This is a genomic window from Actinomadura sp. NEAU-AAG7 (genome assembly GCF_018603865.1).
GTDB lineage: Bacteria > Actinomycetota > Actinomycetes > Streptosporangiales > Streptosporangiaceae > Spirillospora > Spirillospora litoris.
Genome location: NZ_JAHFZY010000014.1, coordinates 22,076 through 45,433 on the forward strand (window position 1 = coordinate 22,076; position 23,358 = coordinate 45,433).

The following is a 23,358-nucleotide window of genomic DNA, read 5'->3' on the forward strand; positions in this document are numbered from 1 at the left end:
TCACATGCTCGGCCGCATGTCCGCACCACAGCCGTCGGCCGCGTCGGCCGCCGCAAGCGACCGGGACGGGCCTCCGGCGCCGCGCCGCGCCCGGTTAGGCCGCCCGGTCCCCGACGAGGCCGGAGTCGTCGGGGTACTGGTCCTCCTCGTCCTCGGAGTGGGGCTGTTACAGCCCGACTTCCTCCAGACGGGGAACCTGCTGACCACGGCGCACAACTCCGTCTATGTCGGGCTGATGGCGTGCGGGATGGTGTTCGCGCTCGCGATGCGCGAGGTGGACCTGTCGGTCGGCGGGGTCTACGCGATGGGCGTCGTCGTCGGGGCGCTGCTGATCAGGGACGGCATGAGCACCTGGTTGGCGGTGCTGGTGGTGCTGGCGCTGTCGGCGTTCGTCGGCGCGGTGAACGGCGCCGTCACCACCTACCTGCGGCTGCCCTCGTTCATCGTGACGCTCGCCACGTCCATGCTGCTGCGCGGCGTGGGGCTGGCGCTGGCCGAGGGCAAGCAGATCACCGACCTGCCGCAGGACGACGCGTTCTTCCGGGTGCTCGGCGGCGAGGAGTTCCTCGGCGCCCCGAACGCGGTGTGGGTGTTCGGCGCCGCCGTCGTCGCGCTGACCGTGCTGTTCACGCGGACGCGGTTCGGCGCGCGGGTGCGGGCGATCGGCTCCAACCCCGAGGCCGCCGAGTTCGGCGGGCTGCCCGTCACCCGCACGCGCATCGCCGCGCTGGCGCTGTCGGGGCTGATGGCGGGCCTGGCGGCGGTGCTGGCCCTGGCGTTCTTCATCGCCGGGGACCCCACGATCGGCCAGGGCTACGAGCTGACCGCGATCGCCGCCGCGATCATCGGCGGGACGCCGCTGAAGGGCGGCAGCGGCTCGGTCATCGGCGCGGCGGCGGGCACGCTCATCCTCGGCGTCGTCACCGCGGCGCTGGTGTTCTTCGAGGTCCCGATCAACTGGACCACCTTCGCGACCGGCGGCGTGATCCTGGTCGCCGTCGGCGCCGCGCCGCTGGTGCGCCGCGTCCGTGACCTGCGTGCGACGCGCGACCCGCGCGCCGTGCGGGATCCCCGCCCCGTCGACGGCGACGGGCGCTCCCCTGGGAGGAAACCATGATGCCGCACCTGCGCGGGCCGCTCGCCCTGGCCGTCGCCCTCACCCTCGGCACCGGCCTGGCGGCCTCCTGCGGCGACGACGACGGCGGCGGGTCGGGGAAGGGCAAGAAGCTCAAGATGGGCATCGCCGTCGCCAACTACAGCCTGAACTTCGCCCGCGAGATGTACGAGGGCGCGACCGAGGCGTCCAAGCAGGCCGGCGGCGTCGACTTCAAGGTCGTCGGCCCGCCCAACACCGACGGGCCCGCCGAGCAGCAGCTCTTCCAGAACCTCACCGTCACCCACCCGGACGGGATCGTGCTGGAGAACCTCGACCCGCCGATCTTCACCCGCCCGGCGGCGCAGGCGGTCGGCAAGGGCATCCCGATCGTCGCGCTCGACACCGCGCCGACCGACGGCAGCAAGGTCGACTTCTACGTGGGCAACGACAACTACGAGCTCGGCGGGCTGCTCGCCCAGGAGACGGTGAAGAAGCTCGGCGCGGACGCGAAGGGGACGGTCGTCGTCGGCGTCCCGAACCCCGGCGCGCCCGTGCTGGACAGCCGCGCCAAGGGGATCAAGGACACGCTCGCCAAGCAGGCGCCGGGCATCCGCGTCCTCGGGCCGTTCCAGACCTACAGCGACCCGGCGCAGAACTACGGCGCCTGGCAGTCGCAGGTCAACGCCAACCCGGGCGCGCTGGCCTTCCTCGGCGTGGGCGACGCCGACAGCTACAACCTGGCGCGGCTGAAGGAGCAGCGCAAGGGCAGGTACCTCACCGCCGGCTTCGACGTCGACCCCAAGACCATCGAGGCGATCAAGAAGGGGACGAACTTCACCGGGATCGACCCCGAGCACTACCTCAAGGGCTACGTCTCCACCGCCGTCCTGATCAAGTCGGTGCGCGAGAACGACGGGAAGCTGCCGAAGGGCTGGTTCAAGACGCCCGGACTCGTGATGGACCAGCGCAACATCGACGAGATCATCAAGCGGCAGCAGAACGTCCAGAACGCCTACACCTGGTACAGGCCGCAGCTCGACAGGCTGCTGGCGAACACCGGCGCGAGCATCCGGCCGCTCAAGGAGGCGCGCTGACATGCTGGTGGCCTCCGGCCTGGTGAAGCACTACGGCGGGGTCACGGCGCTGGACGGCGTCGGGATCGCGCTGGCGGCGGGGGAGGTGCACGCCCTCGTCGGCGAGAACGGCGCGGGCAAGTCCACGCTCGTGAAGATCATCTCCGGGGTGGTGCGGCCCGGCGGTGGCACGATCGAGCTGGACGGCCGCCCGGTGCGCTTCGCCGACGCCCGCCAGGCCGCCCGGCAGGGCGTCGCGATCGTCTCGCAGGAGCTGATGATCTACGACGACCTCACCGTGCTGGAGAACCTGTTCCCCTACGGGGCGCCGCGCCGGGGCGGCCTCGTCAGCGCACGGGAGACGCGCAGGCTCGCGCAGCCCGTCCTGGACGAGCTGGGCCTCGACCTGGACCCGCGCGTGAAGGCGGGCGCGCTGCCGCTGGCCGACCGGCAGCTGCTGGAGATCTGCCGGGCGCTGCTCCAGGACCCGCGCGTGCTGATCCTGGACGAGCCGACCTCGGCGCTGCCCCGCGCCGCCGCCGACCGGCTCGCGGGCGTCACCCGGCGGCTCGCCGGGCGCGGCCTCGCCGTCCTGTACATCTCGCACTTCCTGGAGGAGGTCATGCGCGTCGCGACGCGGGTGACCGTCCTTCGGGACGGGCGGGTCGTCCTGCCGGGCGCGCCCGTCGCCGACGTCGGGCTCGACTCGCTGGTCACCGCGATGCTCGGGCAGCCCGCCCGTGAGGCCATCCCCCCGGCCGCCGCCCCGCCCCGCCCCGGCGGGGCGGCGGTCTCCCTCACCGGCGTCACCGTGCCGGGCCGGCTGCGGGAGGTGTCGGTCAGGGCGGCCGCCGGGGAGATCGTCGGGCTGGCGGGCCTCCAGGGCTCGGGGCACCTCGCCGTGCTGGACGCGGTGTGCGGGCGGGCGCGGCCGTCCGCCGGAACCGTCCGGCTGCCGGACGGGCGCTCGCCCCGCTCGGCGCGGCAGGCGGTCACCTCCGGCGTCGCGTTCATCACCGGGGACCGCAAGGGGCGCGGGCTGATGCTCGACAAGCCGCTGTGGGAGAACGTCACGTCGGTGAGCTGGCTCGGCCAGGGGCGCGGCGGGCCCATGCCCCGGCGGTCGCGGCTGGTCGAGCGATCCCGCGGCCACCTGGACCGCCTCCGGGTCCGGGGCGAGGTGCGCGCGAAGGCGAGCGACCTGTCGGGCGGGAACCAGCAGAAGGTCGTGCTGGCCAAGTGGCTGGACGCGGCGCCCGCCGTCCTCGCGCTGGACGACCCGACCCGCGGCGTGGACGTCGGCGCCCGCACCGAGCTGCACGACATCGTCCGCGGCCTCGCCGCCGACGGGAAGGTCGTGCTGATCGCCTCCACCGACCTCGCCGAGCTGGTCGAGCTGTGCCACCGCGTCCTGGTCTTCCAGCGCGGCCGGGTCGTCGACGAGCTGGCGGGGGACCGGCTCACCGAGGCCGAGCTCAGCCTGGCCATGAACGCCGGTTTCGCCGCCACATGAGCCGTGACCGCCGAATGGCGCGTACCACCGGGTGAAGGACGGCGCCGGGGCCGCGGGCCCCGGCGCGCACGGGTTCCGCGGGCCCACGGGGAGCGGCCCCCGAGGGCCCGCGGGCACGCCCGGCAGGCACGCCCCGGCCCGCGTCAGGCTCCGAGCAGGGCGACGACCGGCGCGAACCGCTCCATGTCCGCGTCGGAGACCAGGTAGTAGCCGAACCCGTACCGGTCGCGGCGCGCGGCCATCTGCTCGGCGATGTGCTCGGGCGGGCCGACGAACTGGGACGGCATGTCCAGCACGAGCTCCATCGAGGACGCCCCCCATCCCCGCAGCACCGCGACCTTCGCGGCGGCGGCGCGGGGGTCGGCGCCGAACGTCGGCGACACGAGCATGCTCAGCTCGACGTCGCGGTCCCCGGCGGCCTCGCGGACGAGGTCCACCTTGCGGGCGATGGTCTCGGGCAGCCGCTCGGAGATCTCGTCGGAGATCGTCCCGTCGGGGAGGGCACGGGGGAGGATCCCGACGGTGTCGGCGAGCCGTCCGCCGATGCCGAGCATGCGGGCGCTGCCCGCGCCGACCAGGATCGGCGGCCGCCGCGCGGGTGCGGGGAAGACCGTCAGCCCGTCGACCCGGTAGTGCTCCCCGGCGAAGTCGGCCTTCTCGCCCGCCAGCAGGCTCCGCAGGATCCGGAGGGACTCCTCCAGCCGCCCGACCCGCGTCCCGGCCGCGTCGAAGGCCATGCCGGCCCGCTCGTACTCCGAGCGCAGCCACCCCGCGCCCATCCCCAGCTCGAAGCGCCCGCCGGACAGGTGGTCCAGCGTCGCGGCCTCCTTCGCGAGCATCACCGGGTGCCGGAAGTCGTTGGAGGCGACCATCGTGCCCAGCCCCAGCGTCCGCGTCGCGCCCGCCGCGGCGGCCAGCGCGACCATCGGCGCGAGCTGGTCGCCGAACGGCTCGGCCACGAAGTGGTCGCGCAGCGTCAGCGTGGCGTATCCGAGCTCCTCGGCGCGGCGCGCCGTCGACAGCAGCGCGTCCGCCGAGCGGACCGACTCCCCGACGACGCCGAAGCGGAAGGGGCGCCGGTGCCGGTCCCCGCGGTGTTCGTCCATGCGCCCGAGCATGCCGCCCGGCCGGACGGCCGCGCTGGCAGGAATTCGACACCTGGTTCGGGTTCGGCGAACCGATGCGCCGCGGGGGCTGGTTTCCGCCGGTCGAGGATCGCAGTATTTGCCGAGGGCGGATTCGCCCTGGCCGTTCGTTCCCCCGGCCCTGGAGGTCAGCACGTGAGTGACACGTCCCCCGCCCGCGTCACGGCTGCGAGGAAGGCGGCGGCCGGTGTGCTGCTCGCCGCCCCGTTCCTCGTGTACCTGGCGGTGCCGAGTTACGCCAAGGAGAGCCCGCGCCTCGCGGGCTTCCCGTTCTTCTACTGGTGGCAGCTCCTGTGGGTGCTGCTCACCGCCGTCTGCATCGGCGGAGCCCACCTGCTCACCCGGCGCCGGGGCGGTGCGCGGTGAAGGACGTCGAGGGCGTCGAACTCGCCATCTTCATCGCCGTCTTCGCGGTGGTGACCGTGGTCGGCTTCGCCGCCGCGCGGTGGCGGCGCGGCCAGACCCTCATGCACCTGGACGAGTGGGGCCTCGGGGGACGCAGCTTCGGCACGTTCGTCACCTGGTTCCTGCTGGGCGGCGACCTGTACACCGCCTACACTTTTGTCGCCGTCCCGTCGGCGGTGTTCGCGGGCGGCGCGATGGGCTTCTGGGCCGTCCCCTACGGGGCGATCGCCTATCCGATCGTGTTCCTGGTCGGCCCGCGCCTGTGGTCGGTCGCGCATCGGCACGGGTACGTCACCGCCGCCGACTTCGTCCGCGGGCGGTTCGGGTCGAAGTCGCTCGGGCTCGCCGTCGCGCTCACCGGGATCCTGGCGATGATGCCCTACATCGCCCTCCAGCTCGTCGGCATCCAGGCGGTCCTCACCGTCATGGGCGTCACCGGCTCCGGCTGGGCGAAGGACCTGCCGCTGTTCATCGCGTTCGGCCTGCTGGCGGCCTACACCTACACCTCGGGCCTGCGGGCGCCCGCGCTGATCTCCTTCGTCAAGGACGCGCTGATCTACCTGGTGATCATCGTCGCGGTCGTGTACATCCCGACGAGGCTCGGCGGCTGGGACTCGATCTTCGGGACGGCGGAGACGGCGCTGGCCAGGCCCAACCCGGCTACAGGCAAGCCCGCCGGGTCGCTGTTCACCAACGACATGACGCACTGGGCGTACGGGACGCTGGCGCTCGGCTCGTCGCTGGCGCTGTTCATCTACCCGCACACGGTGACCGGCGCGCTCGCCGCCGGGCGCCGCGACGTCATCCGGCGCAACGCGGCGCTGCTGCCCGCCTACTCGCTGCTGCTCGGCCTGCTCGCGCTGCTCGGCTACATGGCCCTCGCCCACCCGGGCACCGTCGCCGCCGTGAAGGCGGCGGGCAACCCGCAGCTCGCGGTGCCCGAGCTGTTCGAGCAGGTGTTCCCGAGCTGGTTCGCCGGGCTCGCGTTCGCCGCGATCGGGGTGGGGGCGCTGGTGCCCGCCGCGATCATGTCGATCGCCGCGTCCAACCTGTTCACCCGCAACGTCTACGCCGCGTTCCTGCGGCCGGACGCGACGCCCGCGGAGGAGACACGGGTGTCGCAGCTGGTGTCGCTGCTGGTCAAGCTCGGCGCGTTGGTGTTCGTCCTCGGGTTCGACAAGTCGCTGGCGATCAATTTGCAGCTGCTCGGCGGCATCTGGGTCGTGCAGACGTTCCCGGCGATCGCGATCGGCCTGTTCACCCGGTGGCCGCACCGGTGGGCGCTGCTCGCGGGCTGGGCCGCCGGCATGGCCTACGGGACGATCACCGCCTACGGCACGTCCTCGCCCACGCAGAGGCACTTCGGGTCGCCGCTCGACGACATCCCGTTCGTCGGCCACACCGGCTACATCGCGCTGACCGCGTTCGCGCTGAACATGGTCGTGGTGGTGGCGGTCACGCTGCTGCTCCGGGCGGTGAGGGCGCCGGAGGGCCAGGACGAGACGAACCCGGACGACTACCTCGCCGACGCGGACCCCGCCCCGGCGGCGCCGGAGGACCCGGGCCGCTCCCTTACGGGCCGGCCCGTCTGACCTGGGTTCTGGGCCGGTGGAACGGGGCGAGCGGCTCGGTCGCCGTCCGTGCGGCGTAAGGGCGTCACCGACTGCCCGGTTCCACCGGCCTTGCCGGGTTATGTTCCACGATCGCGCCATCCGAACACCCGGCCGACCGCGCGGTCGGCCTCCCCGGGGGGGCCGGCCGGTGTCGCTAGAGGAGGCCCTGGTCCTTGGCGTAGAGGGCGGCCTGGGTCCGGTCGCGCAGGTTGAGGCGCTGCAGGATGCGGGAGATGTGGTTCTTCACCGTTCCCTCGCTGACGTACAGGCGGGAGGCGATCTCCTTGTTGGTGGCGCCGGCCGCGATCAGCCGGAGGACGTCGGTCTCGCGCGGGGTGAGCGACCCGGGGCCGGGGAGGGCGGCGGCGAGGCGACGGGCGACGGCGGAGTCGAGTTGCGTGACGCCGGAGTGGGCCAGCCGCACCGCGGCCGCGAGTTCGGCCGCCGGCAGGTTCTTCAGCAGGTACCCGGAGGCGCCCGCGCGCAGGGCCTGGACGACGTACTCGTCGTCGTCGAACGTCGTGAGCATCACGACCCCGCAGGACGGGGTCCTGCGGCGGACCTCCGCGGTGGCCGCGACGCCGTCCATGCCGGGCATGCGCACGTCCATCAGGATCACGTCGGCGGACGGGGCGGCCTCGACGGCCTCCGCGCCGTCGCGGGCCGTGCCGACCACGTCGATGCCCGGCTGGAGACCGAGGAGCGAGGCGATTCCCTCACGGACGAGTTCCTGGTCGTCCGCCACAAGGACCCGGATGCCGTTCACCAGGGGACCGTGACCGAGACCGTGGTGCCGGTGGACGCGCTCGCGAGCTCGAAGCGGCCGCCGAGGCGGCCGATCCGCTCGCGCATCCCGCGTATGCCGAATCCCTCCCGCATGTCGAAGCCCCGGCCGTCGTCGGTGACGACCAGGCTGGCCCCGGAGTCCTCATAGGACAGGGAGAGCTTGATGCGGGTGGCGCCTGAGTGGCGGCACGCGTTGGTCAGCGCCTCCTGGGCGGCCCGGTAGACGGCGGTGAGCGCCGCCTGGGGGCGTTCCCCCTCGTCGCCGACCACTTCCAGGGTGACGGCGAGGCGGTCGTCGTTGAGGCGGGCGATCAGATCGGTCAGCGCGCCGGTCAGCCGGAACCGGTCCGGCCCGAGCGCGCGCACCGACCGGCGCACCTCGGTGAGGGCGCGGTCGGCCGACCAGCGGGCGTCGGACACCGCGGACCGGGACGCCGCGGGGTCGAGCTCGGCGAAGGCGGCGGCCTTCTCCAACTGGATGCCGATGGCGGTCAGGTGATGGCCCAGGCTGTCGTGGATCTCCCGGGCGAGCCGGTTGCGCTCGTCGGCGGCGGACAGGTCCCGCACCTCGCGCATGGTCCGCTCCAGCCGCACGCGGGCCTCCCGCTCGCGGACGGCGACGGCGGCCATCGTCACGGCCAGGACGATGCCGAGGGCGAACATCACCAGGTCGGAGATGTAGGCGGCGCGGACCTGCCAGTCCGGAACCCAGAGCGTGTACGCGGCCACGATCGCCGCGACGCATCCGGCGCCGAGCGCGACCGCGGCGCGGCGTCCGAACGCGAAGTAGGCCGTGAAGGGGATGAGGACGAACAGCACGCGCGCGACCCCCGAGGCGTCCAGCGCGTTGACCGCCGCGTAGAGGGCCGTCCGGATCGCCAGGAGCGCGGGCGCGGGGACGCGCCGGTCGAGGGCGTCCACCCCCATCACCACCAGGACGCAGGCCGCGAAGCCGGCGGTGCGCAGCGTTGGGCCCGCGTCCACGAGGGCGTAGTAGACGCCGCCGAGCAGTACCGCGAGGCAGAGGAGGGGTGGCACCCAGGGCACGGGGCGCGTCGTCGCCATGCGCGCAGGCTACGCGTGAGGGCGCCGCGCGGGCTACGGGCGCGCGGAGGGTCTGGCCATAGGTCATGTGCCGTCCGGCCGGCGAGGGTCTGGCCACCTCTCACTTATCCGGTGGGGGCGTCGCTTCCTACGTTGCGGGGTGTCCCTACCGAAGGAGTCCCCCCATGGTGTCGCGTACCGCCCTGCTCGTTCCCGTCCTGCTCGCATCCACGCTGAGCCCTACCGCCGTCGCTGACGCGGGCTGCGGTGAACGGGGGCTCGGCGTCCCCGGCGCGGAGCGCTCCGTCGTCGCGTGCCTCCCCGACCTCACGACGGCCGGGACGGTTCCGAGCGGGCACACCGACCCCGCCGACTGGGCCGGGCTGGTGGCGCCCGGGGCGGTCAACCCGTCGGGTGTGCCGGGAATCCAGATCGACGGCTACTTCCCTGACACGTCCGCCACCAACCCGACGCACGGCTGGAACCACGACGCGCAGTTCGTCATCCGGCTCCCCGAGCGCTGGAACGGCGGGCTGGTGGTGAGCGGCCCGCCCGGCGTACGCGAGCAGTACGCCAACGACCGGATCATCGGCGACCACGTCCTGGCCAGGGGCTACGCGTTCGCGGCGACCGACAAGGGCAACACCGGGCCCGCCATCTACCAGGACGGGCGCAGGCCGGGCGAGGCGATCCAGGAGTGGCACACGCGCCTGGCCCAGCTGACCATCGCGGCCAAACAGGTCGCGGCGCGGCGGTACGGCCGGGCCCCGCGCCACACCTACGCCGCCGGCCTGTCGGCCGGGGGATATCTCGTCCGCGCGCAGCTTGAGCGCTACCCGCGCCTCTACACAGGGGGCGTCGACTGGAACGCGCTGACGTTCGCGTCGAAGGGGCCGAGCCTGCTGACCACGCTTCCGCCCGCGCTCCGCACCTACCCCCGGTACAAGGCGGGCAGGCCGGGCGCGCATGAGGAGATGCTCGCCGCCGGATATCCGGCGGGATCGGAGCCGCTCTGGGACTACCACCACAAGAACCAGTGGGACTTCTTCCAGCGGGTCATCCGGGAGGAGCTCGACCCCTCCTACGACGGGGCCGCCCAGGCGGGGACGCCGTTCTGCCCGGAGGGCACCGGCTCCGGATGCGACACCGACTACCGGCTCCGGTCGCGTCCGAAGGCGGTGCGGAAGGCGGTGGAACGCGTTTCCCTGACGGGACGCATCGGACGGCCGCTCATCAGCATCCAGGGCACGCTGGACGTGCTGACGCCGATCAGCAGGAACGGCGACGTGTACGACGAGATGGTGCGCGGGGCGGGCCGGGGGGCGCTGCACCGCTACCACCGCGTGCCCGGCGGGAGCCACACCGATGGACTCGCGGCCGCCTTCCCCACGCTCGTCCGGCCGATGCAGTCCGACTTCCTGAATGCGTTCGACCGGCTGGCCGCCTGGACGCAGGGGGAGGACGAGCCGTCGGCTGAGGGGCCCGCGACCGCCCGGCCTCTTGCGGCCAGGCGGACCGTCTGGACAATGCCGCTCGGCCGCGCGTAGTACTGGCGATGACGGGCCGCGGACCGGCGCCGGCCGACCGCCTGAGGGCGGCGCGGCCGGTATGACCGGCGATCGCCCGGCACCACCAGCTCCCGGCACCACCAGGCAGCCCCGGGGAGAGCCCGATGCGCACCTCCGACGACGACGGTCCGTTCGTCATCGACCCCACCGGCCGTGACGTGCAGGGCGACGCGGCGCGGATCCGCGCGCGAGGCCCGGTGGCGCGCGTGGTGCTGCCCGGCGGCGTGGAGGCGTGGGCGGTGAGCGGTCCGGAACCGCTGCGGCGGCTGCTGACCGACGACCGGGTCTCCAAGGACGCCTACCTGCACTGGCCGCCCCTGACCAACCGGGAGGTCGGGCCGGGATGGCCGCTGTTCGCCTGGGTCGCGGTGCGCAACATGCTCACCGCCTACGGCGACGACCACCGGCGGCTGCGGCGGCTGGCGTCCAGCGCGTTCACCGCGCGCCGCACCGCCGCGCTGCGTCCCCGCGTCGAGGCGATCGTCGCCGCGCTGCTCGACGGGCTCGACGAGCTCGACGGCGCGGCGCCCGGCGAGCCGGTGGACCTGCGCGACCGCTACGCCTATCCGCTGCCGATCAGGGTGATCTGCGAGCTGTTCGGAGTCGAGGACGCGGGCGTGCGCGAGGAGATACGCCGCTGCGTCGACGTGTTCTTCCGCACCACGGCCGCGCCGGAGGAGGCCGCCGCGGCGCTGCCGCGGATGCGGGAGGTCCTGCGCGGGCTCATCCGGGAGAAGCGGGCGCGCCCCACCGACGACCTGTCGTCGGCCCTGATCGCCGCCCGCGACGAGGGCTCGCCCCTGTCGGAGGAGGAACTGGTCGACACGCTCACGCTGTTCCTGAGCGCGGGCCACGAGACCACCGTCAACCTCCTCGACAACGCGATCCACGCCCTGCTGACCCGTCCCACCCAGCTCGCCCTGGTCCGGGCAGGGCGGGCGACCTGGGACGACGTCGTCGAGGAGACCCTGCGGGCGGAGCCTCCGGTGGCCAACCTGCCGCTGCGCTTCGCCGTCGAGGACATCCCGCTGGAGGACGGTGTCACGCTCGCCAAGGGCGAGGCGATCCTCGCCTGCTACGCCGCCGCCGGACGCGACCCGGACGCGTACGGCGCCGACGCCGACCTGTTCGACGTCACCCGGGCCGACAAGGAGCACATGGCGTTCGGCCACGGCGTCCACTACTGCCTCGGCGCGCCCTTGGCCAGGCTGGAGGCGTCGCTGGCGCTGCCCGCCCTTTTCGAGCGGTTCCCGGAAATGGAGCCGGCCGTGGAGCCGGGTGAACTCCTGCCGCTCGATTCCTTCATCTCCAACGGCCACCGCGCCCTGCCCGTCCGCCTCAGGCCCACCGCCTGACGCCCCTCGGACCGGGTCCACCGGTCGGCTGGGAGGGGGCCAGGGTGTGCCCTGCATGGAGGGGTGGGCGAGACTGAGGCCGGGACGGAAGGAACGTCATGAGCCTCAACAGACCCATCGGCGACCAGCCCGCCGCGGAGATCGCCGCCTCGGCCGTGCTCCTCGGCGACGTGCACGTGGGGGCGGGCGCCGTCCTGGCGCAGGGCCTGGTGGTCCGGTCGGAGGACGAGGCGGTGCGGATCGGCGACCATTCGGCCGTCCTGGAGAACGGGGTGATCATCGGCACGCCCGACCACCCCGTCCGGATCGGCCGGCGGACCGTCTTCGGGCATCGGGCGACGATCGTCGGGGCCGCCGTCGGAGACCTGTGCGAGATCGGCAACGGCGCCATCCTGATGCCGGGGTCGCGGCTCGGCGACGGCTGCATCCTCGGTGAGGGCACCCTCGTGCCCGCCGGCACGGTCGTCCCGTCCCAGACCGTGCTCGTCGGCCGCCCGCCGCACGTCCTGCGGACCGCGAACGACACCGACCGCGAACGCGTCGCCGCGCTTCGCGACCACCAGACCGGCCTGACCGACCACCCCGGCAGCGTGCTGCACGGGCCGCTGACCGCGGGAGAGCACATGGGAAGCCTGTACGCCTACCGCGACAAGACCCCGCAGATCGGCGCGGGAACCGTCCTGTTCGACTCGGCCGAGATCACCGGCGACGTCACCATCGGCACCGACTCCCTGATCGGCGCCGGCGTGAAGATCATCGGTGACTCGCACGGCCCGGTGACCATCGGCTCCCGGGTGCAGATCCTGGAGAACACCGTCCTGCACCTGCTGCCCGACAACCGGCTGACCATCGAGGACGACACCGTCATCGGCCCGGGGGCGATGATCCACGGCTGCCATATCGGCCGCGGCGTCGTCGTCGAGCCCGGCGCCATCGTCTGCGACGGCAGCGCGGTCGGCGCCGAGTCGATCGTGCGCGCCGGCGCCTGCGTCAAGCAGCGCGACGCCTTCGGCCCGCGCTCCGACCTGGACGGCTTCCCCGCCCGCCTGACCGCCACCCTGACCGCCGCGCCGCCGCGCCCGACCTGGGCCTTCCCGCCCGGTGCCGCCGCCAGCATCCGCAGGGTCCGCTAGGCGGGCGGTGCCCTTCGCCCGGCCGGTGCCGCCACGGGGATGCGGCTGCACCGGCCGGTCGCGTCGGAGCGTCAGGTGGTGATGGTGGCCACCGGCTCCAGGCCGTAGGTGCGGGCGTAGCCGTTCTCGGTGCCCACGAGCAGGTCCACGACGGTGAAGTAGCGGTCCCAGAAGGGGGTCTCGCGCAACGCGTCGATCAGCAGCCGGTAGGCGTCGTGGTCGTCGGCCTCCCAGACCCAGATGTCGGTGACCCGCGCCGAGTAGAACTCGGTGTCGTAGAAGCGGGAGCGGACGCCGCGGGCGCGGGCCTCGATCACCGGGACGACCTCGGCGGTGAAGGCGCGGACGCGTTCGGCCACGGTCATCGCCAGCCACTCGGGCGTGGTCTTGACCAGCATGAACGCGGTGACCGGCGGCTCGGTGCGGTCAGCGGGCATCGGCTGCCTCCGGCGCGGCGAGGACGGCGGGCCTGAGCGTCCGCGCGCACCACCGCGCGAACCCGGTGGCCGGACCCGTCCGCGAGGAGCGGTCGAAGCCGGAGTCCAGGCCCAGGTCCTTGGCGCGCTTCATGGCGACCATGCCCTCGACGAACGCCTCGTTGAGGCCGTGGGCGAGCATGGCGGACCGCAAGTCCTCCAGCGGCTGCCGGCGGTAGCGGACCGGACGGCCCAGCTCCTCGGTCATGATGCGGGCCATGTCGTTCGGCGACAGGTCCTGCGGGCCGGGCACCGGAACGCTGCCGACGCCGGTCCAGGAGCGGTCCAGCAGCAGGTCCGCCGCCCTCGCGGCGATGTCGGCGGCGGCCACCAGCGGGGCCGGGCGGTCCGCGGCGACGGTGTCGGTGAACACGCCCCGCTCGCGGATCGAGTCGACCTCCTCCAGCAGGTTCTCGAAGAAGGACGGGGCTGCCAGGGCGCGGTAGGCCGCGCCGGAGCCGGCGATCAGGTCGTCCATGGCCAGGGACGCGGTGACCAGACCGGCGTGGGCGGCCTGCGGGGTGCCGCGGCCGAGCGCCGAGACCCCGACGACGTGGCCGACGCGGTGGACGGCGAGCGCCCGCGCGGCCGGGCGGGTGAAGCCGCTGTAGGCCTCCTCGGGCGTGGTCGAGGCGTCCGGCGGCACCAGCCAGAAGACGGCGTCGGCCCCGGCGAAGGCGCGCTCGACGGTCGCGGCGTCGCCGTGCGAGCCGGTGACCACCTCGACCCGTCCGCGGACGGTCGCGGGGAGCCGGGCGGGGTCGCGGACGACGACCCGCACCTCCTCGCCGCGCGCGGGCGCGGCCTCGACCAGGAGCGGCAGCAGCCGGCGGCCGATGTTCCCGGTGGGCGCGGTAATGACGATCATGAAGACCTCGTGGGTTGTGTCGGATCGGTACGGCCCCCTCAGGGTGCGGATCCGGACCGCGTTGCCACAATGGGAACTTCAGCATCCAATCATTGCCTGAAACGGAATAATGCCCTTGAGCAGCCAAGTTCCGCACCTCGACGCCAATCTCGCGATCGCCCTCGATGCCCTGCTGGCCGAGCAGAGCGTCACGCGTGCCGCCGCGCGGCTGCGCACCTCGCCCGCGGCGATGAGCCGCACCCTGGCCCGGCTGCGCCGGGTGCTCCAGGACCCGCTGCTGGTGCGGGCGGGGCAGGCGATGGTGCCCACGCCCCGCGCCGAGGCGCTGCGGGACGAGGCCGCCGCGGTGGTGCGCCGGCTGGAGGCGCTGCTCACCCCGAGCGGCGGGATCGACCCCGCCGCGCTGCGGCGCACCTTCACCGTGCAGACCTCGGACCTGGTCGGCGTGGCCCTCGCGCCGGGCCTGCTCGGGCTGGCCCGGCGCGAGGCGCCGGGCGTCTCGCTGCGGATGCCGCCCGAGGAGTGGGAGGCCGGGCCCGCGCTGCGCGAGGGCCGCGTCGACCTGGAGATCGGGGCGATCGACCACGTCGACCCGGAGACCCGGGTCGAGAAGCTGACCACGGTGCGGATGGCGGCCGGGGTCAGGGCGGGGCACCCCCTCGCCGAGGGACCCCTGACGCCCGCCGGGCTCGCCGCGGCCGAGCATGTGGTGGTCAGCCGCCGGGGGCGCTTCACCGGTCCGCTGGACGCGGCCCTGCGCGAGCGGGGGCTCAGCCGGAGGGTCAGCGTCGTGCTGCCCGGGCATCTGGCGGCGATGGCGCTGGCCGCGGCCGGAGACGTCGTCTGCCTGGTGCCGGCCGCGTTGCCGGGCGAGCCCCCCTCGCCGCTCGGCGACGCGGCGCGCGCGCTGGGGCTGCGCCTGCTGGAGATCCCGGTACCGCTGCCGCCGGTGACGATCGGCATGGCCTGGCACCCGCGCCATACCGCCGACGGGGCCCACCGGTGGCTGCGGGACGGTGTGCGGCGGGTACTGCGCCCGGCCCGGGAGGAATAGCCCCCCGGCCCGGAGATCGTCCCGTGCCGACCCGGCCGGTACCAGAGGGTTCAGGCGAGCAGGGCGGCGACGCCCCCGGTGACCAGGCCGACGACGGCGATCAGCGGGCTGCCCTTGATCGCGGCGGTGAGATGGAAGCGCAGGTCCCGGTACTCGGCCATGCCCTCGGTCCCGGGCAGGACCAGCAGGCGGGGACGCAGCCCGGCGAAGATGATCCAGTCGAGGACGACCAGGTCCCAGAGCGCCAGCGTGGCGAAGACCAGCGCCGCGCACAGGGCGGCGGGCAGGAAGGTCAGACCGCCGTCCAGCGCGCCGTCGAGCCCGACCATCGCCGCGGTCAGCAGCGGCAGCCCGGCCACGCCCCAGACGACCACGCCGAACCAGACCGCGACCCGGCGCCCGCGCGCGCTCTTGGGTCTGCCGTACCGCTCCTGGATCGCCGGCGGATAGTCGTTCAGCAGGAAGTCCCTGCTGAGGGCGGCCCCGGCGAACACCGCGGCGGTGAACACCACGCTGAGCGCCGCCCCGCAGCCCACCCCGTACCCGACGACCGCGGACCACTGCATGCCGACCTCCCGAACGGTTGCGATCACTTTGGTAAGGCTCACCTAAGCTCGGGTGGCCCTTAAAGTCAACACGTGTGAAGTTCAGTGATCGCTACGATGGCCGGGTGCCCCCATCCGACGACGCCGAGGACTCCGCGCGGGCGCGCGACGAGCCCGCCGCCGCGACCCGCAGACGGCCGGAGTTCCGCAAGGGCAGACCCACGTTGACCAGGGAGAGGATCGCCCGAGCGGCGCTGGGGATCCTGGCCGAGACGGGCCCGGCCGAGGTGACGATGCGCGCCGTCGGCGCCCGTCTGCGGGTCTCGCCGCGCGCGCTCTACAACTACGTCGCCGACCGCCGGGACCTGCTCGCGGAGATGGTGGCCGTGTGCCAGTCCGACCGGCCGCGGCCGCGGTTGGACCCTCACCGGTGGCCCGAGAGCCTGCGGGCCTACTGCCGGGAGCTGCGCTCGTGGTACCGCGCCCATCCGGGCATGCCGGCGCTCGCGCGCGCCGAGGACCTCACCCCGTTCGCCTCGTCCGACCTCCTGCGGGCCGACGACGCCCTGGTGGGCTTCTTCCTCGAACTGGGGCTCTCGCCGCGGGACGCCTACCGGGCCTGGTCGGTCACCGTGCTCCAGGTGGCCGGGTTCGCCGAGATCTGGGACGCCGTCCACGACCGGCCGCCCCCCGGCCTGGACCCGGCCGGCTGGACCGGCGTGCCGCCCGGCACGCCGGCCGCGGCGCTCCCGCATCTGCGGCTCCTGGCGGCCGAGTCCGCGGGGGAGCCCCCCGACGCGCTGTTCGAGTCGGTCCTGACCATGCTCGTCGCCGGGGTGCGGGCCATGCTGTGACGCCGCCGGCGCCCCAGGACGGACCTCAACCGGTGATGCGCTGGGAGAGCACCTGGACCGGGGCCTCCTTGACCTTGACCGTGCGGACGGGCTCGAACCCGTGCCGCCGGTAGTAGTCGACCAGCGGACCGCCCCCGCCCGCGTAGCAGTCCACGCGCATCAGCCCGACGCCCCAGGCGCGGGCCTCCTCGCCGGCCTTGGCGATCAGCGCGCCGCCCACCCCGCGCCCGGTGAAGTCGCGGTCGGTGAGCAGCAGGTTGATGTACAGCTCCGGCTCGTCGGCCGCGTCGACGTAGGACGGCGGCTCCTTCCCGACGGCGATGACCCCGGCGGGCCGCCCGTCCAGCTCCGCCATCCAGACGTCGTTGGTGCGGACGATGCCGGTGATCCGCTCCACCTTCGCCGGGTCGGCGGACCAGGGCTCGGTGCCCCACTGGTCCGGCCGCCCGTTCGCCACGAGCCACGCCACGGCGGCGTCGAACATCACCATGATCGTCGGCACGTCCCGCATGCCGCCCTTGCGGATCTCCATGTCGCCTCCTTCGCGCGCCGATCCTCGCAGAACCATGATCGTTGCCGCGAGGCGGCCGTCCTCGGAGGCGGTCAGGAGGCGATGATGGCCTGGGCGCGGCGGAAGAACCCGAGCGTGAGGCCGTGCAGCATGTCACCGGTCCGTCTCGGTGCCTGCCCCGCGCACGCGCGGGCGTGGGTACCCTCCAGGACGATGCCGAGCTTGAAGCAGGCGAGCACCGCGTACCAGGGCATGGCCGACAGCTCGCGCCCGGCGACGGCGTCGGGCCGTCCGGCGTAGGCGTCGACCAGCTCGCCCGGGGCGGGCAGCCCGCCCGCGGCGCCGAGCGGCCCGGCGAGCGCGTCGCCGTCACCCTCTCCGTCGCCGGACGGCCAGGTGGCCAGCAGCCAGCCGAGGTCCAGCAGCGGGTCGCCGATCGTGCACATCTCCCAGTCGACGATCGCGGCGACCTCGGGGCCGTGCGGGGAGTACATGAGGTTGGCGAGGTGGTAGTCGCCGTGCATGATCCCCGGGCGCCACGTCGCGGGACGGTGCGCGTCGAGCCAGGCGGCGACCTCGTCCAGACCGGGGATGTCGGGGCCGGGGTAGCCGGGCAGCGCGCCGTAGGACGCCAGCTCCGACATCCAGCGGCTCACCTGCCGCTCCAGGAACCCCTCCGGCCTGCCGAAGCCGGCGAGGCCGACGGCGCGGTGGTCCACCGCCCCGAGCGCGGCCAGGGCGCGCGCGGCGTTGAGCCCCATCTCGCGCCGGACGGCTGCGTCGCGGGCGTGCGGGCGGGGGAGGGTCACCGTGGCGTTGAAGCCCTCGACCGGCGTCATCAGGTAGAAGACGGCGCCGCCCATGACGCTCTCGTCGGTGCAGGCGGCCAGCAGGCGCGGCGCCGGGACGTCGGTGCCCTCCAGCGCCGCCAGCACGCGGGCCTCGCGGCGCAGCACGTCGTTCGTCCGCGCGCGCAGGTGGGCCGGGCCGCGCCGCAGCACGTAGCCGCGCCCGCCCCGCCGGAAGCGGACCAGCGTGTTCTGCGTCCCGCCGGTCAGCGGCTCGACGTCCTCGAACGGGCCGGGCGGCAGTCCCCGCCCGTCCATCCACCGGGCCAGGACGGCGAAGTCCACCAGCGCGGGGTCGATCTGCTCAGGCTGCACGTCCGTCCCTCCGGCCCGTGTTCCGACTGGTCATGGGCGCCGCACGCGGCGTCGTTGAAGGTCTACCCCGTGTCCCGGCTCCACGCCGGGCGGACGCGCCCGCGCGCCCGGGAGGTCGCATTCGTCCAAGACGGGCGTGTCTCGCCGGGATCAGGATGGGAAGGGTCAGCCGAGGACGATCCACGGGGAGGACGAGATGACCAGCGAGAGCCGCCGGACCATCTACCCACTGATCAATTGCGCCGATCCCGCCGCGTCGATGGAATTCCTGGAGAAGGCGTTCGGATTCACGACGCATTCGGTGCACAAGGACGACACCGGCAAGGTCGTCCACGCGGAGATGGTCTACGGCACCGGAATGTTCATGTTCGGCACCGGAAAGCCGGGCACGAGCGCCGTGTACGTCGCGGTCGAGGATCCCGACGCGCACCACGACGTGGCTCGGGCGGCGGGCGCCGAGATCTTCCGGGAACTGGCCGACCAGGACTACGGGTCCCGCGACTACGCGGCCCGCGACCTGGACGGCAACGAATGGTACTTCGGAACCTACCGCCCCTGAGGCGCGAAACCGGAGGGCCTCGCGGCTACGGTTCGGGAGCTGGCCGCGGGACTCCGGCGCGACTTCCGATACGCGCTCGTATGCGATGGTCTCGCCGTTCGCGCCCCCGATCGCGTGCGAGGACGCGCAGATGTTCGTCAACGCGGCGATCACCTCCACCGGCCAGCGGGAGTTCCACCATGACGAGGGCGACCAGCGCCTCTCGCCGGACCTCCTTCGCGGCTCATGGGGGAGGGGCGCCGCCGTCCTGGACGGCGACGGGATCTCCACCCTGGCCGACCCGCGCGCCGCCGCGACGCGGGCGGAGGAGGAGTGGGCCGGGTTCCACGACGAGGTCATGGCCGGGGGGCTCCGGCACGACGCGGACGCGCGCACCGTCCAGTACCTCGACGGGTTCGAGCTGACCCGCTTCCTGCCCTCTTCGACCCGCGCTCGGAGAACCACATCGGCGAGTGCGTCGCCGACCGGGACGGCCGGATCGCCTACCTGAAGACGTTCCGGCTCTCGGACGGGCCAGGTCAAGCGCGGCGACCTGCTCAAGCGGCTCGCGCGGTACGGCCGGCGGCTCGCCGCCGCCGCCTCGCTCGGGCGTCGGCGAGGACACCCTGGCGCTGCGGCTCGAACGCTCCGGGTTCGGCTACCCGCTGCGCCAGGACGTCCTGGACCACTACCGGGCGCGGGCCCGCCGGAAGGTCACCTGAGGCCGGCGAACAGGTCGTCCTCGTGGGCGGGCGCCTCGACGCGCGACCACTGCCGGACGAACGTCTCGGAGGAGAAGATCGTGGCCTGCACCTTCTCGGGCATCCGCAGGAAGAAGATGTTCTCGCCCTGGCTGGCGTGCGCCTGGAGCGCCTTGACCTTGGCCTCGACGTGCGCGGAGACGTCCACGACGCTGGTGATCAGCTCGTCGGGGGTGCCGAAGTCCTCCGGCGGCTCGAAGTCGATCTCGATGCCGGCCTCCTTGACGAACTCGAACATCCGCTTGATGCCGGAGCGGGGCATGGCCGTGTAGTACAGCTTGGCGGGCACGCCGGTCTTCTCCGCGGCGGCGACGGTGATGCGGTGCGCCTGGATGTGGTCGGGGTGGCCGTAGCCGCCGTCCTCGTCGTAGGTGACGACGACCTGGGGGCGGTAGCGCTCCATCAGCTCCGCCAGGCGCCCGGCGGACTCCTCCAGCGGGATGTTCGCGAAGGCCGCCGGGTCGTCGTTGGTGTCCCAGCCGACCATCCCGGAGTCGCGGTAGCCGAGCAGCTCCACCTCGTCGATGCGCAGGTGCGCGGCCGACTCGGCCAGCTCGGCGAGGCGCCGCCGCGCCACCCCGGCGGCGTCGTGGCCGGGGTCGCCGGGCTTGGCGCCGCCGGTGTCGTCGCCCTGCTCGCCGTTGGTGCAGGTGACCAGTACGGTGCGGATGCCCTCCGCGGCGCAGCGCGCCAGCAGCCCGCCGGTACCGAGGACCTCGTCGTCGGGATGGGCGTGCACCGCCATCAGTGTGAGTTCGTGCTCCATCGCTCCGGGACTCCTCGGGCCGCTCGTCCGGCCGTCCACTCTACGTGGTCCGGGTGGAGCCGATCAGGTTTGCGACGAGGACTCGGTCTCGGACAGATCCGCCACGGTGAGCGGGTGCGCGGGCGCCTCGAACGGGAAGTGCGAGGTCGCGGTGAGGCCGTCCACGACGAGCAGTTCGCCGGGGGAGAGGGCCCGCCAGCCGGGGTCGTCGTCGAGCCGCTCGCTGGCGAGGACGCACGCGGGCGTCGACTCGCGGTGCGCGGCCACCTCCATGCCGCCCTGCTCGCGGCCCGCGGCCAGGCGGCGGGCGGCGCCCGGCTCGCCGGGCCCGGCCAGCTCCGGCGTCAGCACCCAGAGCGGGTGGGTGGCCGGGTAGCGCAGTGCCCACAGCCGCCGCGACTCGGCCAGCAGCAGGTTGAGGGCGAAGACCGGCAGCTCGGCGGCGATCCGCCGGACGGCCGCGACCAGCCCCGCCGTCGTGTCGCCCCGGCGCCGGATCTCCGCGGTGACGTAGGCGCAGACCAGCTCGGAGTCGGTCTGCCCCTGGACGGGCGCGCGGTCCACGTCGGTGAGCCACGACCCGAGCGTGTCCAGCCCGCGGACCACGCCGTTGTGGGCGAACAGCCGGTCGTCCATCACGAACGGGTGCGAGTTGTGGACGTCGGCCCCGCCGGTCGAGGCGTACCGGACGTGGGAGACGAACGTGTGCGACACGACGCGCCGGGCCTCGGCGTTGAAGTCGGCGTCCCGGAACGCGGCGATCGGGGCGCGGTCGCGCACGGGCTCCTCGCCCAGCGAGAACCAGCCGAGGCCCGTGCCGTCGGGCATGCGGCGGCTCTGGGAGGAGAGGCTGTCCGGCGCGTCCAGCAGCCAGAACGTGGCGTGCACGCGGGGGCCGCCGGTGGTCATCCCGAAGAGTCGGCACATGCGGGGACGATGCCCGCTCCGGTGCCCCTCATCCCACCCGGTTCTCGCGGCACCCGGACCTTCGACGCCGGGGCCGCCGATGACGTACGGTCCCGGTATGGGGTCGCCGGTGGTTCTGCTGGACGTTGACGGTGTGCTCAATCCCTTCGAGAGGCCCCACCAGGGGTACGGGCGGCACGCGTGCTCGCCGAACGGGATCACGTTCCAGCTCTGGCTCGACCCGGGGCACGGCCCCTCACTGCTGGAGCTGGCCGAGTCGACCGGCGCCGAACTGGCGTGGGCGAGCTACTGGTGCGACAACGCCAACGAGTGGATCGCGCCGCGCGTGGGGCTGCCGAGGCTGCCGTTCGTCCCGATCCCGCGCTTCCCCGGCGCCGGGGAGGGGCGGACGCTCGGCGCGTGGAAGGCCCGGCACGTCGCCGCGTGGACGCGGGGGCGCCCGTTCGTCTGGTTCGAGGACGAGCCGGACGCCACCGCGTGCCTCGCCGGCGAGCCGGACGTGGCCGACCACCTCCTCGTGGAGGTCGACCCGCTGACCGGACTCACCGGCGAGCACATCTCCGCCGCCGCGGCCTGGCTGAGGGCCCTCGATCTCTGACCCCCGGCCGGCCGGGACGCGGCGGACGGATCAGCAGCTGCCGAGCATGCCGTTCAGCGCCGTCTTCTCCGCCGAGTCGATCGCGAGGTCGTACCGGTACTTCACGTCGATCCAGGACCGCGCGTACATGCAGCGGAACGAGGACAGCGGCGGCGACCACTTCGCCGGGTCCTTGTCGCCCTTGGCCTGGTTGACGTTGTCGGTGACCGCCCACAGCTGCGAGCTGGTCAGGTCGTTGGCGAACGCCTGGCGGCGCGAGGTCGTCCAGGCCGAGGCGCCCGAGCGCCACGCCTCGGCGAGCGGCACCATGTGGTCGATGTCGATGTCGGACGCCTGGGTCCAGGTCGCCCCGTCGTAGGGGCTCTTCCACGTCCCGGAGACCGCGGCGCAGGACGCGTCGGTCTGCACGTTCTCCCCGTCGCGCTTGAGGACGACCTCGCGGGTGTTGCAGGTCCCGGACTGCGTGATCCAGTGCGGGAACTTCTCGCGGCTGTAGCCGGTGAGCGAGCCCTCCGCCTTCACCGTGAGCCCCGCGAGGTGCTGGGCCGCCTCGCTCGCCCCGGGCGGGGGCGGCGGAGCGGCGAGTGCGGCGGACGCGAGCGGTGCCACCAGCGAGGCGGCCGCGCTGAGAGCGGAGATGGTGACGGCGGTGATTCCCGTGATTTTCACGGATAACTCCGTTTCGATCGGGAGCAGATACCGCCAGTCTCAAATAGTTAGATAAACCAGAAATGTCTATTTGGTTAGCGGAGATCACGATCAGGTCACGACATTCCCTTGGAGTAGGTGTCATTCGTCCAAGACGGCCGCCGAGAGGGCCACCTGGCGTCGGCGGCGGTGGGAGAAGCAGGCCGATGACGAGATCACCGCCGATGGACCCGGCCTTCGGTTCCATGCCGGCGTAGATCGTTTACGTGGCCGTCGAACTGGGGCCGGCGACGCCCTGGCGCCCGGCCCGCTGTCGAGCGCGGAGATGGCGAAGGAGGCCGGTGCTCACGCGCCGTCACTGCCGCGCCCGCTGCGGGCGCCGACCTGCCTCGGCGTCGTCGAGCAGCGCGGACCCGACCAGTTCGCGCTGACCGGGGACGGGCAGGTGCCGCGCGCGGACGCGCCGGACTCGATCCGCTCGCTGATCCTGCTGTTCTGCGGGCCGGACGATTGGCGGACCCGGGGCGATATGGCCGAGACGCTTCCCGCGGGCGAGTACGCGTGGCATCGGATGACCGGTATAAGGCTGTTTGAGTGCTTTGCCGCAAATGAATAATTCTCGGCCATTTTCAATCGGGCGATGGCCGAGCGCACCCGCGCCGTCGCGCCCGGCCTCGGCGCCGCGCACGACTTCGCCCGCTACGGGACGGTCGCCCACTTAGGCGGCGGCGACGGCTCGCTGCTCGCCGCGATCCTGCGGTCGGCCCCGGGGTCCAGCGGCATCCCGTACGACGTTCCCACCGGGCTGGAGGTGGCCGTCGGGCCGCTCGCCGAGGCGTGGCCGGCAATTGCAGACGAGGCGCGGCCGGGTATCGCAGACAGGGGAGGGTGCTTCCCCCTAGGCTTGGTTCGAACATA

Annotated in this window: 25 protein-coding genes and 1 pseudogene; 15 read left to right on the forward strand and 11 right to left on the reverse strand. The window is 73.6% G+C overall.

Going from position 1 to position 23,358, the window contains the following annotated elements; all coding sequences use genetic code 11:
- The first annotated feature begins 16 nt into the window (after positions 1 to 16).
- From KLI87_RS39090 to KLI87_RS39100, 3 genes are read left to right on the forward strand one after another with little or no spacing between them, the layout of a single operon-like run.
- Positions 17 to 1,117: an ABC transporter permease gene (locus KLI87_RS39090; protein WP_156222372.1), complete on the forward strand. Its 1,101-nt coding sequence runs from the start codon at positions 17 to 19 to the stop codon at positions 1,115 to 1,117.
- Complete coding sequence (locus tag KLI87_RS39095) at positions 1,114 to 2,190, forward strand: sugar ABC transporter substrate-binding protein (protein WP_214621020.1); 1,077 nt, start codon at positions 1,114 to 1,116, stop codon at positions 2,188 to 2,190. The genes KLI87_RS39090 and KLI87_RS39095 overlap by 4 nt, the downstream gene beginning before the upstream one ends.
- 1 nt (position 2,191) lies before the next feature.
- Positions 2,192 to 3,682 carry a sugar ABC transporter ATP-binding protein gene (locus tag KLI87_RS39100; protein WP_214621021.1) on the forward strand — a complete coding sequence of 497 codons (1,491 nt, stop codon included), beginning with the start codon at positions 2,192 to 2,194 and terminating at the stop codon, positions 3,680 to 3,682.
- A 143-nt stretch (positions 3,683 to 3,825) separates the two neighbouring features.
- Here the strand turns inward: KLI87_RS39100 and KLI87_RS39105 are convergent, their stop codons facing one another.
- The gene (locus KLI87_RS39105; RefSeq protein ID WP_214621022.1) at positions 3,826 to 4,788 is read right to left on the reverse strand and encodes a TIGR03621 family F420-dependent LLM class oxidoreductase; all 963 of its coding nucleotides are present in this window, start codon (positions 4,786 to 4,788) and stop codon (positions 3,826 to 3,828) included.
- Between the two features lie 174 nt (positions 4,789 to 4,962).
- Between KLI87_RS39105 and KLI87_RS40790 the strand changes: the two genes are divergently transcribed.
- Positions 4,963 to 5,193, forward strand: a complete 231-nt coding sequence (locus KLI87_RS40790) for a DUF3311 domain-containing protein (RefSeq protein WP_214621023.1) — start codon at positions 4,963 to 4,965, stop codon at positions 5,191 to 5,193.
- Positions 5,190 to 6,824, forward strand: coding sequence for a monocarboxylate uptake permease MctP (gene mctP, locus KLI87_RS39115; protein WP_214621024.1), 1,635 nt, complete (start codon positions 5,190 to 5,192; stop codon positions 6,822 to 6,824). The genes KLI87_RS40790 and mctP overlap by 4 nt, the downstream gene beginning before the upstream one ends.
- Positions 6,825 to 6,999: 175 nt before the next feature.
- Here mctP and KLI87_RS39120 read toward each other — a convergent pair whose 3' ends face one another.
- Positions 7,000 to 7,611 (reverse strand): response regulator transcription factor, encoded by a 612-nt coding sequence (locus tag KLI87_RS39120; RefSeq protein WP_214621025.1) that lies wholly within the window; start codon positions 7,609 to 7,611, stop codon positions 7,000 to 7,002.
- Complete coding sequence (locus KLI87_RS39125; RefSeq protein ID WP_214621026.1) at positions 7,608 to 8,696, reverse strand: sensor histidine kinase; 1,089 nt, start codon at positions 8,694 to 8,696, stop codon at positions 7,608 to 7,610. The genes KLI87_RS39120 and KLI87_RS39125 overlap by 4 nt, the downstream gene beginning before the upstream one ends.
- A gap of 164 nt (positions 8,697 to 8,860) precedes the next feature.
- Here KLI87_RS39125 and KLI87_RS39130 point away from each other — a divergent pair, with 164 nt between their 5' ends.
- The 3 genes from KLI87_RS39130 (at position 8,861) to KLI87_RS39140 (ending at position 12,731) form a co-directional block, all read left to right on the forward strand.
- Complete coding sequence (locus KLI87_RS39130; protein WP_214621027.1) at positions 8,861 to 10,222, forward strand: tannase/feruloyl esterase family alpha/beta hydrolase; 1,362 nt, start codon at positions 8,861 to 8,863, stop codon at positions 10,220 to 10,222.
- Between the two features lie 125 nt (positions 10,223 to 10,347).
- Complete coding sequence (locus KLI87_RS39135; RefSeq protein ID WP_214621028.1) at positions 10,348 to 11,598, forward strand: cytochrome P450; 1,251 nt, start codon at positions 10,348 to 10,350, stop codon at positions 11,596 to 11,598.
- Between the two features lie 98 nt (positions 11,599 to 11,696).
- Positions 11,697 to 12,731, forward strand: a complete 1,035-nt coding sequence (locus KLI87_RS39140; protein ID WP_214621029.1) for a gamma carbonic anhydrase family protein — start codon at positions 11,697 to 11,699, stop codon at positions 12,729 to 12,731.
- Positions 12,732 to 12,802: 71 nt separating this feature from the next.
- On the opposite strand, the gene KLI87_RS39145 is transcribed toward KLI87_RS39140, so the two are convergent.
- Both KLI87_RS39145 and KLI87_RS39150 read right to left on the reverse strand, forming a co-directional pair.
- Positions 12,803 to 13,168: a darcynin family protein gene (locus KLI87_RS39145; protein ID WP_156222354.1), complete on the reverse strand. Its 366-nt coding sequence runs from the start codon at positions 13,166 to 13,168 to the stop codon at positions 12,803 to 12,805.
- Positions 13,158 to 14,075 (reverse strand): NAD(P)H-binding protein, encoded by a 918-nt coding sequence (locus KLI87_RS39150; RefSeq protein ID WP_214621030.1) that lies wholly within the window; start codon positions 14,073 to 14,075, stop codon positions 13,158 to 13,160. Before KLI87_RS39150 ends, KLI87_RS39145 begins: the two co-directional genes overlap by 11 nt.
- A 115-nt stretch (positions 14,076 to 14,190) precedes the next feature.
- On the opposite strand from KLI87_RS39150, the gene KLI87_RS39155 reads away from it, so the two are divergent.
- Positions 14,191 to 15,129: a LysR family transcriptional regulator gene (locus KLI87_RS39155; RefSeq protein ID WP_156222350.1), complete on the forward strand. Its 939-nt coding sequence runs from the start codon at positions 14,191 to 14,193 to the stop codon at positions 15,127 to 15,129.
- 50 nt (positions 15,130 to 15,179) lie between these two features.
- Here the strand turns inward: KLI87_RS39155 and KLI87_RS39160 are convergent, their stop codons facing one another.
- Entirely contained in the window at positions 15,180 to 15,722 is a 543-nt protein-coding gene (locus KLI87_RS39160) for a hypothetical protein (protein WP_214621032.1), read from the reverse strand.
- Positions 15,723 to 15,799: 77 nt separating this feature from the next.
- Between KLI87_RS39160 and KLI87_RS39165 the strand changes: the two genes are divergently transcribed.
- Positions 15,800 to 16,528, forward strand: coding sequence for a TetR/AcrR family transcriptional regulator (locus tag KLI87_RS39165; RefSeq protein ID WP_214621033.1), 729 nt, complete (start codon positions 15,800 to 15,802; stop codon positions 16,526 to 16,528).
- Between the two features lie 25 nt (positions 16,529 to 16,553).
- Here KLI87_RS39165 and KLI87_RS39170 read toward each other — a convergent pair whose 3' ends face one another.
- Entirely contained in the window at positions 16,554 to 17,060 is a 507-nt protein-coding gene (locus KLI87_RS39170) for a GNAT family N-acetyltransferase (RefSeq protein WP_214621034.1), read from the reverse strand.
- 71 nt (positions 17,061 to 17,131) lie between these two features.
- The gene (locus KLI87_RS39175; protein WP_308166564.1) at positions 17,132 to 18,202 is read right to left on the reverse strand and encodes a phosphotransferase family protein; all 1,071 of its coding nucleotides are present in this window, start codon (positions 18,200 to 18,202) and stop codon (positions 17,132 to 17,134) included.
- Between the two features lie 196 nt (positions 18,203 to 18,398).
- On the opposite strand from KLI87_RS39175, the gene KLI87_RS39180 reads away from it, so the two are divergent.
- Positions 18,399 to 18,761 (forward strand): VOC family protein, encoded by a 363-nt coding sequence (locus KLI87_RS39180; RefSeq protein WP_156222342.1) that lies wholly within the window; start codon positions 18,399 to 18,401, stop codon positions 18,759 to 18,761.
- Positions 18,762 to 18,846: 85 nt separating this feature from the next.
- Positions 18,847 to 19,251: a hypothetical protein gene (locus KLI87_RS39185; RefSeq protein ID WP_214621035.1), complete on the forward strand. Its 405-nt coding sequence runs from the start codon at positions 18,847 to 18,849 to the stop codon at positions 19,249 to 19,251.
- Positions 19,252 to 19,454: 203 nt separating this feature from the next.
- Here KLI87_RS39185 and KLI87_RS39190 read toward each other — a convergent pair whose 3' ends face one another.
- Positions 19,455 to 20,267 (reverse strand): PIG-L family deacetylase, encoded by an 813-nt coding sequence (locus KLI87_RS39190; RefSeq protein WP_156222338.1) that lies wholly within the window; start codon positions 20,265 to 20,267, stop codon positions 19,455 to 19,457.
- Between the two features lie 63 nt (positions 20,268 to 20,330).
- Complete coding sequence (locus tag KLI87_RS39195) at positions 20,331 to 21,194, reverse strand: class II glutamine amidotransferase (RefSeq protein ID WP_214621036.1); 864 nt, start codon at positions 21,192 to 21,194, stop codon at positions 20,331 to 20,333.
- 97 nt (positions 21,195 to 21,291) lie between these two features.
- On the opposite strand from KLI87_RS39195, the gene KLI87_RS39200 reads away from it, so the two are divergent.
- Entirely contained in the window at positions 21,292 to 21,792 is a 501-nt protein-coding gene (locus KLI87_RS39200) for an HAD domain-containing protein (protein WP_214621037.1), read from the forward strand.
- A 30-nt stretch (positions 21,793 to 21,822) separates the two neighbouring features.
- On the opposite strand, the gene KLI87_RS39205 is transcribed toward KLI87_RS39200, so the two are convergent.
- The gene (locus KLI87_RS39205) at positions 21,823 to 22,461 is read right to left on the reverse strand and encodes a DUF1524 domain-containing protein (protein ID WP_308166565.1); all 639 of its coding nucleotides are present in this window, start codon (positions 22,459 to 22,461) and stop codon (positions 21,823 to 21,825) included.
- Between the two features lie 304 nt (positions 22,462 to 22,765).
- Between KLI87_RS39205 and KLI87_RS39210 the strand changes: the two genes are divergently transcribed.
- Both KLI87_RS39210 and KLI87_RS42010 read left to right on the forward strand, forming a co-directional pair.
- Positions 22,766 to 23,056: a hypothetical protein gene (locus KLI87_RS39210; RefSeq protein WP_214621038.1), complete on the forward strand. Its 291-nt coding sequence runs from the start codon at positions 22,766 to 22,768 to the stop codon at positions 23,054 to 23,056.
- A 9-nt stretch (positions 23,057 to 23,065) separates the two neighbouring features.
- A pseudogene (locus KLI87_RS42010) lies at positions 23,066 to 23,245 on the forward strand (methyltransferase); the annotation flags it as partial.
- Positions 23,246 to 23,358 lie beyond the last annotated feature (113 nt).

What these genes read in the sequence shown, in the direction of transcription:
- KLI87_RS39095 (WP_214621020.1), top strand. Translation starts at nt 1,114, where the DNA reads ATGATGCCGCACCTGCGCGGGCCGCTCGCCCTGGCCGTCGCCCTCACC.
- KLI87_RS39145 (WP_156222354.1), bottom strand. Translation starts at nt 13,168, where the DNA reads ATGCCCGCTGACCGCACCGAGCCGCCGGTCACCGCGTTCATGCTGGTC.
- KLI87_RS39200 (WP_214621037.1), top strand. Translation starts at nt 21,292, where the DNA reads ATGGGGTCGCCGGTGGTTCTGCTGGACGTTGACGGTGTGCTCAATCCC.
- KLI87_RS39140 (WP_214621029.1), top strand. Translation starts at nt 11,697, where the DNA reads ATGAGCCTCAACAGACCCATCGGCGACCAGCCCGCCGCGGAGATCGCC.
- KLI87_RS39105 (WP_214621022.1), bottom strand. Translation starts at nt 4,788, where the DNA reads ATGGACGAACACCGCGGGGACCGGCACCGGCGCCCCTTCCGCTTCGGC.
- KLI87_RS39125 (WP_214621026.1), bottom strand. Translation starts at nt 8,696, where the DNA reads ATGGCGACGACGCGCCCCGTGCCCTGGGTGCCACCCCTCCTCTGCCTC.
- KLI87_RS39150 (WP_214621030.1), bottom strand. Translation starts at nt 14,075, where the DNA reads ATGATCGTCATTACCGCGCCCACCGGGAACATCGGCCGCCGGCTGCTG.
- KLI87_RS39100 (WP_214621021.1), top strand. Translation starts at nt 2,192, where the DNA reads ATGCTGGTGGCCTCCGGCCTGGTGAAGCACTACGGCGGGGTCACGGCG.
- KLI87_RS39135 (WP_214621028.1), top strand. Translation starts at nt 10,348, where the DNA reads ATGCGCACCTCCGACGACGACGGTCCGTTCGTCATCGACCCCACCGGC.
- KLI87_RS39190 (WP_156222338.1), bottom strand. Translation starts at nt 20,267, where the DNA reads ATGGAGCACGAACTCACACTGATGGCGGTGCACGCCCATCCCGACGAC.
- KLI87_RS39090 (WP_156222372.1), top strand. Translation starts at nt 17, where the DNA reads ATGTCCGCACCACAGCCGTCGGCCGCGTCGGCCGCCGCAAGCGACCGG.
- KLI87_RS39130 (WP_214621027.1), top strand. Translation starts at nt 8,861, where the DNA reads ATGGTGTCGCGTACCGCCCTGCTCGTTCCCGTCCTGCTCGCATCCACG.
- KLI87_RS39210 (WP_214621038.1), top strand. Translation starts at nt 22,766, where the DNA reads ATGGCGAAGGAGGCCGGTGCTCACGCGCCGTCACTGCCGCGCCCGCTG.
- KLI87_RS39185 (WP_214621035.1), top strand. Translation starts at nt 18,847, where the DNA reads ATGGTCTCGCCGTTCGCGCCCCCGATCGCGTGCGAGGACGCGCAGATG.
- KLI87_RS39180 (WP_156222342.1), top strand. Translation starts at nt 18,399, where the DNA reads ATGACCAGCGAGAGCCGCCGGACCATCTACCCACTGATCAATTGCGCC.
- KLI87_RS39195 (WP_214621036.1), bottom strand. Translation starts at nt 21,194, where the DNA reads ATGTGCCGACTCTTCGGGATGACCACCGGCGGCCCCCGCGTGCACGCC.
- KLI87_RS39170 (WP_214621034.1), bottom strand. Translation starts at nt 17,060, where the DNA reads ATGGAGATCCGCAAGGGCGGCATGCGGGACGTGCCGACGATCATGGTG.